This window comes from Terrabacter sp. LjRoot27 (assembly GCF_964254175.1).
Taxonomy (GTDB): Bacteria; Actinomycetota; Actinomycetes; order Actinomycetales; family Dermatophilaceae; genus Terrabacter.
The window spans coordinates 3,822,464-3,834,943 of record NZ_CAXUSS020000001.1 but is presented as its reverse complement, the minus strand read 5'-3'; the positions used below and the strand labels follow the sequence as shown (position 1 = coordinate 3,834,943).

10 protein-coding genes are annotated in these 12,480 nt (G+C 71.7%); 6 read left to right on the top strand and 4 right to left on the bottom strand.

Annotation, left to right across the window (positions count from 1 at the left end; genetic code table 11):
- Nucleotides 1-13: 13 nt before the first annotated feature.
- Nucleotides 14-205, bottom strand: coding sequence for a hypothetical protein (locus ACSQ2D_RS17665; protein WP_435987228.1), 192 nt, complete (start codon nucleotides 203-205; stop codon nucleotides 14-16).
- Nucleotides 206-513: 308 nt separating this feature from the next.
- The gene (locus tag ACSQ2D_RS17660; protein WP_435987227.1) at nucleotides 514-2,841 is read right to left on the bottom strand and encodes a DEAD/DEAH box helicase; all 2,328 of its coding nucleotides are present in this window, start codon (nucleotides 2,839-2,841) and stop codon (nucleotides 514-516) included.
- 176 nt (nucleotides 2,842-3,017) lie between these two features.
- Between ACSQ2D_RS17660 and ACSQ2D_RS17655 the strand changes: the two genes are divergently transcribed.
- Together ACSQ2D_RS17655 and ACSQ2D_RS17650 are read left to right on the top strand one after the other, a co-directional pair.
- The gene (locus ACSQ2D_RS17655) at nucleotides 3,018-3,389 is read left to right on the top strand and encodes an anti-sigma factor antagonist (protein WP_435987874.1); all 372 of its coding nucleotides are present in this window, start codon (nucleotides 3,018-3,020) and stop codon (nucleotides 3,387-3,389) included.
- The gene (locus ACSQ2D_RS17650; RefSeq protein ID WP_435987873.1) at nucleotides 3,386-4,969 is read left to right on the top strand and encodes a DUF7059 domain-containing protein; all 1,584 of its coding nucleotides are present in this window, start codon (nucleotides 3,386-3,388) and stop codon (nucleotides 4,967-4,969) included. The genes ACSQ2D_RS17655 and ACSQ2D_RS17650 overlap by 4 nt, the downstream gene beginning before the upstream one ends.
- A gap of 49 nt (nucleotides 4,970-5,018) precedes the next feature.
- On the opposite strand, the gene ACSQ2D_RS17645 is transcribed toward ACSQ2D_RS17650, so the two are convergent.
- The gene (locus ACSQ2D_RS17645) at nucleotides 5,019-6,584 is read right to left on the bottom strand and encodes an OFA family MFS transporter (protein WP_435987226.1); all 1,566 of its coding nucleotides are present in this window, start codon (nucleotides 6,582-6,584) and stop codon (nucleotides 5,019-5,021) included.
- Nucleotides 6,585-6,800: 216 nt separating this feature from the next.
- On the opposite strand from ACSQ2D_RS17645, the gene ACSQ2D_RS17640 reads away from it, so the two are divergent.
- The 4 genes from ACSQ2D_RS17640 (at nucleotide 6,801) to ACSQ2D_RS17625 (ending at nucleotide 12,168) form a co-directional block, all read left to right on the top strand.
- A complete protein-coding gene (locus ACSQ2D_RS17640) occupies nucleotides 6,801-7,499 on the top strand; it encodes a TetR/AcrR family transcriptional regulator (protein WP_435987225.1) in 699 nt (232 codons plus the stop codon).
- 85 nt (nucleotides 7,500-7,584) lie between these two features.
- Nucleotides 7,585-9,315 carry an ABC transporter ATP-binding protein gene (locus ACSQ2D_RS17635; protein ID WP_435987224.1) on the top strand — a complete coding sequence of 577 codons (1,731 nt, stop codon included), beginning with the start codon at nucleotides 7,585-7,587 and terminating at the stop codon, nucleotides 9,313-9,315.
- Nucleotides 9,315-11,438: an ABC transporter ATP-binding protein gene (locus tag ACSQ2D_RS17630; protein WP_435987223.1), complete on the top strand. Its 2,124-nt coding sequence runs from the start codon at nucleotides 9,315-9,317 to the stop codon at nucleotides 11,436-11,438. Before ACSQ2D_RS17635 ends, ACSQ2D_RS17630 begins: the two co-directional genes overlap by 1 nt.
- Before the next feature lie 244 nt (nucleotides 11,439-11,682).
- Nucleotides 11,683-12,168, top strand: a complete 486-nt coding sequence (locus ACSQ2D_RS17625) for a CHAP domain-containing protein (RefSeq protein WP_435987222.1) — start codon at nucleotides 11,683-11,685, stop codon at nucleotides 12,166-12,168.
- A gap of 112 nt (nucleotides 12,169-12,280) precedes the next feature.
- Here ACSQ2D_RS17625 and ACSQ2D_RS17620 read toward each other — a convergent pair whose 3' ends face one another.
- On the bottom strand, nucleotides 12,281-12,454 hold the full coding sequence (locus ACSQ2D_RS17620; protein WP_435987221.1) for a hypothetical protein: 174 nt from the start codon (nucleotides 12,452-12,454) through the stop codon (nucleotides 12,281-12,283).
- Nucleotides 12,455-12,480 lie beyond the last annotated feature (26 nt).

Genomic DNA, 12,480 nt, shown 5'->3' with positions numbered 1-12,480 from the left:
CGCCTGCGGATGCTCAGTCGCCGCGCGACAGCGACCGCACGCGCAGCACCGGGCCGACCATCGACGCCGTGGCCACGTCGGTCGGGGCGTCCCCGCTCACGGTCACCCGCGCGCCCGGCTCGGCGTCGAGCACCCAGCCGGGCGGGAGCAGCAGCTCCCACGTCGTCCCGTCGTCGGCGTCCAGGACGAGGGGTCGCATCTCCACGTCGACCCGGCGGAGCGTCCCGCGCGCGACGACGGAGGGCGCAGGCGCACCGGCCGTCCCGCCCGTGATCCCGCGCCACGGGCGTGAGGCGGAGTCGGGAGGCCTCTCCGCCGATCCCGCCGACCCCGGGGATGCGGCCGGGTCCCGCGGCGTCGGCGGCTCCGGTGGTCCGGTGGGCGGGGGAGGCTGCGACGGCACGGACGGCACGGACGGCACGGACGGCACGGACGGGCCGGGCGGCCCGGACGGACGCGGCGGGCGCGGCGGACCCGAGGAGCCCGACGGGCGCGGTCGGCGGCTTGGTCGGTTCACGTGACGCTCCTCAATCCGGGATTGGCGTGGCGCAGGACGAGATCGAGCAGCGCCACGGCGCCGCGCTTGTCGAGGGGCTCGTTGCCGTTGCCGCACTTGGGCGACTGGATGCACGACGGACAGCCCTCCGGGCACTCGCACGAGTCGATGGCGTCGCGGGTCGCGCTGAGCCACGGGCGGATCCGTCGGTAGCCGCGCTCGGCGAAGCCGGCGCCACCGGGGTGCCCGTCGTAGATGAGGATCGTCGGCAGCCCCGTGTCCGGGTGGAGCGCCGTCGAGACGCCGCCGATGTCCCACCGGTCGGCCGTGGCGAAGAGGGGGAGCATGCCGATGGCCGCGTGCTCGGCCGCGTGGGCCGCCCCGGGTATGCCGTCCTCGTCCACCCCGGCGGCCGCGAGCTCCTCGACGGGCATCGTCCACCACACGGCCTTCGTCGCGAGCGAGCGCGGTGGCAGCTCGAGAGGGTGCTCGCCGAGCACCTCGCCCCCGGGCAGGCGGCGCAGGAACGAGGTGACCTGGTGGCGCACCGTGACGTGGCCGAACGAGCAGCGGAGCGGTCCCCACTCCTCGTGCTCCGTCTCGTGGACGATCTGGAAGTCGCTGACCGACTGCGCCTGCGTCGTCCACCCGGGGTCACCGCGCACCGCGAAGGCTGCGTGGTCGTCGAGGTCGAGCTCGGTGACGACCCACGTCTGGCCCTGGTGGAGGTGCACCGCGCCGGTGTGCACCTGCGAGTGCGCGCTCGAGTCGTCGACGGTGCCGACGACGCGTCCGGTGCGGGTCTCGATGATGCGCACCGGCTCACCGGCGCCGCGCAGCGACAGGTGGTCGGCGGGCCGGTCCTCGCGCCCCCAGAACCAGCCGCGGGGCCGCTTCTTGAGGATCCCGCGGGCGACGAGCGCGTCGAGCAGCACGCGCGTCTGCGGCCCGAAGATCTCGATGTCGGCCTCGGTCACCGGCAGCTCGGCGGCCGCCGCGGCCAGGTGGGGCGCGAGCACGTGCGGGTTGTCGGGGTCGACGACGGTCGCCTCGATGCCACGGCCGAAGATGGCCTCCGGGTGGTGCACGACGAACGTGTCGAGCGGGTCGTCGGCGGCGACGAGCACGGCGAGCGACCGCTCTCCGGAACGCCCGGCCCGGCCGGCCTGCTGCCACAGCGACGACAGCGTGCCCGGCCATCCCGCGAGCAGCACGGCGTCGAGGCCGCTGACGTCGACGCCGAGCTCGAGGGCGTTGGTGGCCGCGAGCCCGAGCAGCTCCTTCGCACGCAGTGACCGCTCGAGCTCCCGACGTTCCTCCGGGAGGTAGCCGCCGCGGTAGGCGGCGACCCGGTGCTCGTCCGTGACGGGCACCCGTTCCTTCGCGATCCGCGCCACGACCTCGACACCGGCCCGCGACCGGGCGAAGGCCACCGTCTGCACGTGCTCGCGCACGCACCCGGCGAGCAGCTCGCCCGTCTCGGTGATGGTGCTGACCCGCGACGGCTGCCCGGTCTCGTCGACGAGGAGCGGTGGCTCCCAGAGGGCGAAGGTCATCGACGCGCGGGGCGAGCCGTCCCGCGTCACCGGGGTCACCGGCATACCGAGGAGGCGTGAGGCGTGCTCCTCCGGGTCGGCCACGGTGGCAGAGGCGAAGACGAAGGTCGGCTCGGAGCGGTAGCGCGCGGCGACCCGCCGCAACCGCCGCAGCACCGCGGCCATGTGGGCGCCGAAGACGCCCTTGTAGACGTGGCACTCGTCGACGACGACGTAGCGCAGTGCCCGCAGGAACGAGCTCCACCGCTCATGACCCGGCAGCAGGGAGTGGTGCAGCAGGTCGGGGTTGGTCAGCACGAGATTGGCGTGGTCGCGGATCCAGCGCCGCTCGTCGGTGGGTGTGTCGCCGTCGTACGTCGCGGGACGGACCGCGGGCAGGGCGAGCCGGTCGATGCGGCTCAGCTGGTCGGCGGCGAGCGCCTTGGTGGGGGAGAGGTAGAGCGCGGTGGCGCCGCGTCCGTTCGGCGCCCCGGTCCCGGTGATGATGTCGCTGAGCATCGGCAGGTGGTAGCCGAGGCTCTTTCCGGAGGCCGTCCCGGTGCTGACGACGACGTGCCGGCCGGCGTGGGCGGCCTGTGCCACCTCGACCTGGTGCGACCACGGGGCCTCGATGCCGGAGGCCAGCAGGGCGCCCAGGAGCGTCGGGTCGACCCATTCCGGCCACGCGCCGAGCACGGCGCGGCGAGCGGGCACCTCGTGCACGTGCACGAGCCGCTCGGGATGGTCGCCGACGAGCGTGCGCAGGAGGTCCTCCGGCACGGGTCCCGCGGGCGCTGACTCCCCGTTCATGTGGAGCAACCGTATGCCGTCGGGGTACGGTAACCGACGAGCGGGGCATGTTACTGCGCAGTCAGTCACGCGCGGGGAACGAGCCGGGCGGGGAACGGTCAGCACGACGTCAGGACCGGACCGGCGGGACCCGCGACCAGAATCTTTGTACGTGTCGGCACAAGGAAGGGGCACAGGTGGATCTCTCGATCACCCGAGCCGACCATGGCGAGCAGACCGTGGTCCACCTCGGCGGCGAGATCGACGTCTACACCGCGCCGCTCGTGCGCGAGAAGCTCGACGAACAGATCCAGAGCGGCCGCACCAAGCTCGTCGTCGACCTCACGGACGTGACCTTCCTCGACTCGACCGGGCTCGGGGTGCTCGTCGGTCGCCTCAAGCTGACCCGCACGCGGGGCGGGTCGATGCTCCTCGTCGGCACCGACGACCGCGTCCTCAAGGTCTTCTCCATCACGGGCCTCGACAAGGTCTTCGAGATCCACCCGACCCTCGACGCGGCGCTCGCCTCGAGCGCGGCCGGGGCGAGCGCGCCGGGCGAGCAGTCCTGAACGACACCCCTGTCGTCGACCGGTCCCTCGTCGCGCTGCTGCGTGCGGACCTCACGGCGGCCGGTTTCACCGTCGACGGCGTCGCCGAGCGTCTCGGGCCGGTGGCGTCCGCCGCACTGCACCGTGAGCAGCCGCTGCCGGCGCTCCTCGCGACGGAGTCGTCGGTCACGTCGGTGGACGACGCGTGCGGCGTCCTCGTGCGCCTCTTCACCCTCGGCCGGCGGGTGCGTGCATCGGCCCTGGCCGCCGCCCTGCCCTCGCTCGGGGTCGACGGGGCCGTACGCCTCGGCCTCGTGCGCCTCGAGGGCCGTGCCGGTTTCGCCGCCGACCGCGGGGCGCCTCCGGACCGCGACGTCCTCGCGACGTGCGACCTGCGTCCCTACGGCGACGACGCCCACGACTGGTGGGTCGCCTCCGACCTGTCCGAGCTCGCCGTCGGCGGCCCACTGCGGCCCGACCACGTGCTCGGCATCGGCGGCGCCTCGACGACCCTCGCGTCGTGGACGGTCCGCCGGCCCGTGGACCGCGCGCTCGACCTCGGCACCGGCTGCGGCGTGCAGGCCCTGCACCTGACCGGCCACGTCGGCTCCATCGTCGCGACCGACATCTCCGAGCGCGCGCTGGCGTATGCCGCCTTCAACGTCGCGCTCGCGGCCTCCGAGGGTGTGGGCGCCGTCCCGGAGGTCGAGCTGCTAGCAGGTGACCTGCTCGATCCTGTTGCGGGGCAACAGTTCTCGCTCGTCGTCAGCAACCCACCCTTCGTCATCACGCCCCGCGACGAGGGGGTGCCGCTCTACGAGTACCGCGACGGCGGCCGCGCCGGCGACACCCTCGTCCGCTCGCTCGTTCGCCAGGTCGGCAGCGTGCTCGAGCCGGGCGGCATCGCCCAGTTCCTCGGCAACTGGGAGGTCCCGGCGGGACGCACGTGGCGCGAGGTCTGGGGCGAATGGCTCGACGAGCAAGCCCGCGACGGGGTCGCCCTCGACGCCTGGGTCATCCAGCGCGAGTCGCAGGACCCCGCCGAGTACGCCGAGCTGTGGGCGCGCGACGGCGGCGCCCAGCCCGGCAGTGAGGCCCACTCGCTGATGTATGCCGCGTGGCTGCGCGACTTCGCCTCACGGGGTGTCGAGCAGGTCGGGTTCGGGGTCGTCACGCTGCAGCGGCCGGCGACCGACCGCGCGCCGTGGCGCTCCCTCGACGAGGCGCACGGTCCCGTCGCGGCGCCGATGGGACCGGCGGTCGACGCGGGACTGCGGGCCCGCACGTGGCTGGCCGAGCACTCCGACGGCGACGTGCTCGACGTCGCGTGGTCGTGCGCGCCCGACGTGACGGAGGAGCGGCACGGCGTCCCGGGTGCCGAGGACCCGAGCGTCATCCTCGTCCGGCAGGGCGGCGGGCTGGGACGCGTCGTCCGCGCCGGGACGCTGCTCGCGGCATACCTCGGCGTGGCCGACGGCGAGCTGACGGCGGGGGCCGCGCTCGACGCCATCGCGACGGTGCTCGGTCTCGACCCCGCCGACGTGCGTGCCGAGGTGCTCCCGCAGGTGCGCGACCTCGTGGCAGACGGCCTGCTCGTCTGAACGAGCAGGCCGCCGCTGCAAGCGATCTCGCGCTTGAGGGTGGTGCCGGTCAGGCGAAGAGCTTGGCTGCCGTCGTGACCGTCTGGAAGACGCCGTAGGCGAGGATGACGACGATGACCGCCCACAGGGCGACGACGCGCGCGGTCCCCGGCAGGCGCGAGGAGCCCTCGCCCTCCTCGACCGGAGCCGGCTTGGCCGCCTCGACGACGTCGTCGGACTCGTGGAAGCGGTCGGCGACCGGGCGCACGAGGAGGTTGGCGACGAAGCCGACGGCGAGCACGCCGACCATGGTCAGCAGCGCGGGCGTGTAGGCGTCGGCCGTCAGCGTGCCCGGCTTGCCCTGGGCGTCGAGGAAGCCGTTGATGATGAGCGGCCCTGCGACTCCGGCGGCCGACCAGGCGGTGAGCAGCCGGCCGTGGATGGCGCCGACCTGGAAGGTGCCGAAGAGGTCGCGCAGGTAGGCGGGCGCGGTCGCGAAACCGCCGCCGTAGAACGAGATGAGCACGGCGGCGATGAGGACGAAGAGCGCGATGGCGACGTGGCCGGCGAGCGCGAGACCGATGTAGGCGAGGATGCCGACGCCGAGGTAGACCATGTACATCGGCTTTCGGCCGATGACGTCGCTCGTCGAGCTCCAGACGAAGCGCCCGGCCATGTTGAAGAGCGACAGCAGGCCGACGAATCCGCCTGCGGCAGCGACGGTCACGGCCGACGAGCCGTTCTCGCGGAAGAAGTCCTGGATCATCGGGCTGGCCTGCTCGAGGATGCCGATGCCCGCGGTGACGTTGCAGAAGAGGACGACCCACAGCAGCCAGAACTGCGGCGTGCGGACCGAGCTCGCGGCCGAGACCGACTTCGTCGTGACGAGCGCGGCGGTGTCGCTCGCGTCGGCGGGCGGCGTCCAGCCCTCGGGCTTCCACTCGGGGTGCGGGACGCGGATGTTGAAGACGCCGATGAGCATGACGAGGGCGTAGACGATCCCGAGCGTGACGAAGAGGAGCGTCAGGGCGTGCCCGTCGGCCGTCGACGTCGAGTCCGACGGCGTGTAGCCCGGGTCGAAGCGGGCGAGCAGCTGGCGCGAGAGCGGGCTCGCCACCATCGCGCCACCGCCGAAGCCCATGATGGCGAGCCCGGTGGCGAGGCCCGGACGGTCCGGGAACCACTTGATGAGGGTCGAGACGGGCGAGATGTAGCCGATGCCGAGACCGATGCCGCCGATGACGCCGTAGCCGAGGTAGAGCAGCCACAGCTGGCTCGTGGCGATGCCGGCCGCGCCGACGAGGAAGCCGGTGCCCCAGCAGACCGTCGCGACGAACATCGCCTTGCGCGGGCCGTTGCGGTCGACCCACGTGCCGAAGACCGCGGCCGAGAGCCCGAGCATGACGATGGCGATCGAGAAGATGATGCCGATCGCCGTCTGGGAGGTGTCGAAGTGCGCGACGAGGGAGGTCTTGTAGACGCTCGTCGCGTAGACCTGACCGATGCACAGGTGCACGGCGAGGGCGGCCGGTGGGATGAGCCACCGGTTGAAGCCGAGGGGGGCGACCGTGCGGCGACGGTCGAGGAATCCCGGGGTGCTGGTGGTCGTGGCGGTGCGCTGCGTCGTTGCAGTCATGCGGACCTCGGATCGGCTGGAGAGGGACAGGTGGGCGTGGGACCGCGCGGCGCGAGCCGCTGCGGTCGAGGGGTCCGGAGGGCTGCATACCCGGGTTTGCGGCGAAATGTGTCATCGGCGCCCCGAAACCACTTGTGAGTGAGCGCTCACTCATTCATGATGGTCAGCGTGTCGACACGTGTGGAGGGTCAGCGAACCGGTCAACGGGCGGCCCCGATGAGCCCCGATGACCGCCGGGACGCCCTCATCGAGGTCTTCGTCCGTCTCGCCCACCGCGAGGGGCGCAAGCCCACGACGAGCGAGATCGCGCAGGAGGCCGGCGTGGCCGAGGGCACGATCTTCCGGGTCTTCCCGACCAAGGAGGTCCTCGAGAAGGAGGCCGTGCAGGCGGCGTTCTGCCCGGCCCCCGTCCGGCGCCGCATCTCGGCCATCGACCCGGAGGGGTCCCTCCGCGACCGGCTCGTCGACTTCACGCGCATCATGCAGCACCGCTTCACCGAGGTCTTCGGCCTCATGGGGGCCCTCGGCCTGACCGAGCCGCCCAACCGCGGGCCGCACCAGGCCTGCTACGACGCCGGCCGGCACCTGCGCGGACACGCCGACGAGGAGGAGCACGTGGCCGCGCACCAGCCGCTCCTCGACACGATCCACCAGATGCTCGTCCACGACGAGGACTGCCTCGTCGTGCCCGGCCCCGACCTCATCCACCGGATCCGGCTGCTCACCTTCTCGGGCAGCCACCCCGGCATCGCCGACGGGAAGGTGCTGACCCCCGAGGAGATCGTCGACACCGTCCTCTTCGGCCTCGTGCGACGGTCCGCCCCCACCGAGAGCGGCCTGTCGATCGCCGAGCTCCACGCGCAGCTCGGCGGAGACCCGCGGATGCTCGCACCGCACGGGGAGCCGCGACCGTGACAAACCAGTTGACCCTCACCCCACGTGAGTCCTTAGCGTTCCTCAGCGACACCCCACCGTCGCCCGTGCACCGAAAGGCACCGACATGCTGATCCGACTGCTCCGCAGTCACCTGCGTCCCTACTCGGGCCAGATCGTGCTCATCTGCCTGGCCCAGCTCGTCAGCACCATGGCCTCGCTCTACCTGCCGAGCCTCAACGGCGAGATCATCGACCAGGGCGTGGCCAAGGGTGACACCGCCTTCATCATCAGCCACGGCGGCATCATGCTCGCCGTCAGCCTCGTGCAGATCGCGGCGTCCGTCGCGGCCACCTTCCTCGCGGCCCGCGTCGCCATGGGCATGGGTCGCGACGTCCGGGGCAACGTCTTCGGCACGGTCGTCGACTTCTCGGCGCAGGAGGTGACGCGCTTCGGGGCTCCGACGCTCATCTCGCGCAGCACCAACGACGTCACCCAGGTGCAGATGGTCGTCTTCATGGGCTTCGCCCTGCTCGTGACGACCCCGATCATGATGGTCGGCGGCATCATCATGGCCCTCCGCGAGGACGTCGGCCTGTCGTGGCTCGTCGCCGTCGCCGTGCCGCTGCTCGGTCTCGTCGTCGGCCTCGTCATCTCGCGGATGGTGCCGTGGTTCGGCCGCATGCAGACCTCGCTCGACGGCGTCAACCGCGTCATGCGCGAGCAGATCACCGGCATCCGGGTCGTCCGCGCCTTCGTCCGCGAGGAGCACGAGGAGGCCCGCTTCGCCGAGGCCAACGGCCAGCTGACCAACGCCGGGTTGCAGGTCGGTCGCCTCATGGCCCTCGTCTTCCCGATCGTCATGGTCATCTTCAACCTCTCGACCGTGGCCGTCATGTGGTTCGGCGGGCACCGCATCGCCTCCGGCGACATGCAGATCGGCGAGCTGACGGCCTTCCTCTCCTACCTCGTCCAGATCCTCATGGCCGTCATGATGGCGACCTTCATGGCCACGATGATCCCGCGCGCCTCGGTCTCGGCCGGCCGCATCCAGGAGGTCCTCGAGACCGAGTCGTCCGTCGTGGAGTCCGTGCAGCCGCTGAGGATGCCTCCTGCCGCTGCGGGCCTCGAGCTCGTCGGCGTCGACTTCCACTACCCGGGCGCCGAGGCGGCCGTGCTGCACGACGTCAGCTTCCGGGCCGACCCGGGACGCACGACGGCCATCATCGGGTCCACGGGCGCCGGCAAGACGACGCTCCTCGGGCTGGTCCCGCGCCTCTTCGACGCCTCCGCCGGCAAGGTGCGGGTCGGTGGCGTCGACGTGCGCGACCTCGAGCTCGACGACCTGTGGAGCAAGATCGGGCTCGTCCCGCAGAAGCCCTACCTCTTCAGCGGGACCGTCGCGACCAACCTGCGCTACGGCAACCCGGACGCCACCGACGAGGAGCTGTGGGACGCCCTGCGGATCGCCCAGGGCCAGGACTTCGTCGAGGCGATGGGCGGGCTCGACTCGGCCATCGCGCAGGGCGGCACCAACGTCTCGGGTGGCCAGCGCCAGCGCCTCGCCATCGCCCGGGCCATCGTCAAGCGCCCCGACATCTACCTGTTCGACGACTCGTTCTCGGCCCTCGACCTCTCGACCGACGCACGCCTGCGTCGGGCCCTGCGGCCGGCCACGCTGGGCAGCACCGTCGTCATCGTGGCCCAGCGCGTCTCGACCATCGTCGACGCCGACCACATCATCGTGCTCGAGGACGGCCGCATCGTCGGCCAGGGCACGCACGACCAGCTCGTCGACTCCTGCGCGACCTACCAGGAGATCGTCGAGTCCCAGCGCAGCGCGGAGGAGGCGGCCTGATGGCCGAGGGAGTCAAGACGGCCGAGGAGAAGGCCGCAGAGGTCCGCCGCGGGCCGGCCCGACGGGGCGGTCCGCCCCACATGCAGATGGGTCAGCCGGGCGAGAAGTCGCTCAACTTCGGCCCGTCGGCCAAGCGCCTGCTCGGCCGGCTGCGACCGCACCGCATCAAGGTGGTCGTCGTCCTCGTGCTGTCGGTCGCGAGCGTCGCGCTCAGCTCGATCGGGCCGAAGATCCTCGGCCGCGCCACCGACCTCATCTTCGCGGGCGTCATCGGTGGCACGATCGACGCGCCGCCCGGCACCACCAAGGAGCAGGTCATCGAGACCCTGCGCGCGCAGGGCCAGACGACGTATGCCGACCTGCTGAGCAACGTCGACTTCATCCCGGGCGCGGGCATCGACTTCGACGCCGTCGCCCGCGTGCTGCTGCTCGTCGTCGCGCTCTTCGTCGTCGCGTCGCTGCTCATGTGGATCCAGGGCTGGATCCTCCAGGGCGTCCTCCAGCGCACGATGTACGACCTGCGCCAGGAGGTCGAGGCCAAGCTCAACCGCCTGCCGCTGCCCTACTTCGACAACCAGCCCCGCGGTGAGCTGCTGAGCCGCGTCACCAACGACATCGACAACGTCGGCCAGTCCCTGCAGCAGACGATGTCCCAGCTGCTCAACTCGCTCCTCACGGTCGTCGCCGTGCTCGGCATCATGTTCTGGATCTCGTGGGAGCTCGCGCTCATCGCGCTCGTCTCCATCCCGATCTCGATCGTCGTCACGGGCCTCATCGCCAAGCGCTCGCAGAAGCTCTTCATCCAGCAGTGGCGCAACACCGGTGAGCTCAACGGCATCGTCGAGGAGACCTTCACCGGACACGGGCTCGTCAAGGTCTACGGCCGCCAGAAGGAGACCCAGGCCAACTTCAAGCAGAAGAACGACGAGCTCTTCGAGGCCTCGTTCGGTGCCCAGTTCATCAGCGGCATCATCATGCCGGTCATGATGTTCGTCGGGAACCTCAACTACGTCGCCATCGCCGTCGTCGGCGGCCTCCGCGTCGCGTCGGGCACGATGAGCCTCGGTGACGTCCAGGCCTTCATCCAGTACTCCCGGCAGTTCACGCAGCCGCTGACACAGGTCGCGTCGATGGCCAACGTGCTCCAGTCGGGGGTCGCCTCCGCCGAGCGCGTCTTCGAGGTGCTCGACGCCGACGAGCAGGAGCCTGACGCCGTCACGCCGGCGCGCATCGACGACCCGCACGGTGCCGTGGCGTTCGAGTCGGTCGCCTTCTCGTACACGCCCGACAAGCCGCTCATCGAGGACCTCGACCTGTCGGTCCGCCCCGGGCAGACCGTGGCCATCGTCGGACCGACCGGCGCCGGCAAGACGACGCTCGTCAACCTCATCATGAGGTTCTACGAGCTCGACGGCGGACGCATCACGCTCGACGGCGTCGACATCCGCGACCTGACGCGCCACGACCTGCGCGCGCGCATCGGGATGGTGCTGCAGGACACGTGGCTCTTCGGCGGCACGATCCGCGACAACATCGCCTACGGTCGCCCCGGTGCCACGGACGAGGAGGTCGTCGCGGCCGCCAAGGCCACCTACGTCGACCGGTTCGTGCACTCGCTGCCCGACGGCTACGACACGGTGCTCGACGACGAGGCGTCCAACATCTCGGCCGGCGAGAAGCAGCTCGTCACGATCGCGCGCGCGTTCCTCTCCGACCCGGCGCTGCTCATCCTCGACGAGGCGACGAGCTCGGTCGACACGCGCACGGAGCTGCTCGTCCAGCACGCCATGGCCGCGCTGCGCTCCGACCGCACGAGCTTCGTCATCGCGCACCGCCTCTCGACGATCCGCGACGCCGACCTCATCCTCGTCATGGAGGAGGGGCGCATCGTCGAGAAGGGCACGCACGCCGAGCTGCTCGCGACCGGCGGCGCCTACGCCACGTTGTATGCCGCCCAGTTCGCGGGTGCCGCGGCCGACCTCGACGAGTCGGCGGGCGCTGCCGGCGCGCCGGACGGCATACCCGAGATGGCGTCCGTCGGGGCCGGGGCGCCCGGCCCGGCAGGCGGGCCCGGTGTCCCTGCGCCCGACAGCGCGGTCCCCGCGGATCCCCAGGGCGACTGAGCTGGGAGAACCCAACGCGGCCCGCCGTTCCCACCGGGACGGCGGGCCGCTCACGCATGCCGTGCGGAGGCGCCGGAATCGTTCGGCGGCGCGGGTCGTACGGCGTCGGCGCTGGTCAGCGGGGACGGTTAGCCGTGGGTTAGCGGCTGTCACGAGTCTGGTGGCACGCCCTCACCCGCACCCGCCGGGCTGGACGCGCCGGCTCAGGGGTCTCTGGCCGGCACCTCGAACCAAGGAGCAGAAGATGTTCACCAGCGCCCGCAAGACCTCCGCCCGCACGGTCCTGGCCGCCGTCGCCCTCACGGTCGCGGCCTCCGGCGCCGTGCCGCTCACGAGCGCGTCCACGGCGAGTGCACTGCACCCGATGGTGGCCCACGCCCGCAACTACCTCGGCACCTACCAGGGCCAGTGCAAGGTCTTCGTCCAGAAGATCTACGCCGAGACCCACGCCAACACGCTCGGCACCGGCTACTACCAGGCCTACATCAACGCCGGCTACCACCAGGTCTCCAAGGCCAACGTCGTGCCGGGCGACATCATCCAGGAGACGAACGCCGCCCATGACCGCGGCATCCACACGGCCATCGTCACGGGCGACCCGGACGGCACCGGGATCCGCGTCATCGACTCCAACTTCGTCGCTCCCAACAAGGTCGGCGAGCACACCTACAACCCCACGACGCACGCCCAGGCCAACGGCGGCACCGCGTACTACTGGCACAAGGGCTGACCCGCGCGCCGCGCGCGTCGGCGGGTGCTGCCGACGCGTGGAATGCAGAACGGGTGCGTCGGGGAGGTGGTCCTCCCCGGCGCACCCGTTCGGGCCCTCCTGACGGCGAGCCTCAGATGGTCGTGGGCGGCTGCACCGGGCACGTGCCGTTGGTGCTCTGACCACCCTGCTTGGCACACCAGACGGCGGCGTCGCCGTCTCCCGAGGCGTTCGCGGTGGTGTGGCCAGCGACGGCCAGGACGGCTGCCGTGACGAGGACGGCGGCGGCCCGAGTGACGATCTTCAACGTGGTCCCCTGACAGGTGGAGTGGC

Coding starts and splice junctions, on each gene's coding strand:
- ACSQ2D_RS17660 (WP_435987227.1), bottom strand. CDS start 2,841: ATGAACGGGGAGTCAGCGCCCGCGGGACCCGTGCCGGAGGACCTCCTG.
- ACSQ2D_RS17645 (WP_435987226.1), bottom strand. CDS start 6,584: ATGACTGCAACGACGCAGCGCACCGCCACGACCACCAGCACCCCGGGA.
- ACSQ2D_RS17640 (WP_435987225.1), top strand. CDS start 6,801: ATGAGCCCCGATGACCGCCGGGACGCCCTCATCGAGGTCTTCGTCCGT.
- ACSQ2D_RS17635 (WP_435987224.1), top strand. CDS start 7,585: ATGCTGATCCGACTGCTCCGCAGTCACCTGCGTCCCTACTCGGGCCAG.
- ACSQ2D_RS17630 (WP_435987223.1), top strand. CDS start 9,315: ATGGCCGAGGGAGTCAAGACGGCCGAGGAGAAGGCCGCAGAGGTCCGC.
- ACSQ2D_RS17625 (WP_435987222.1), top strand. CDS start 11,683: ATGTTCACCAGCGCCCGCAAGACCTCCGCCCGCACGGTCCTGGCCGCC.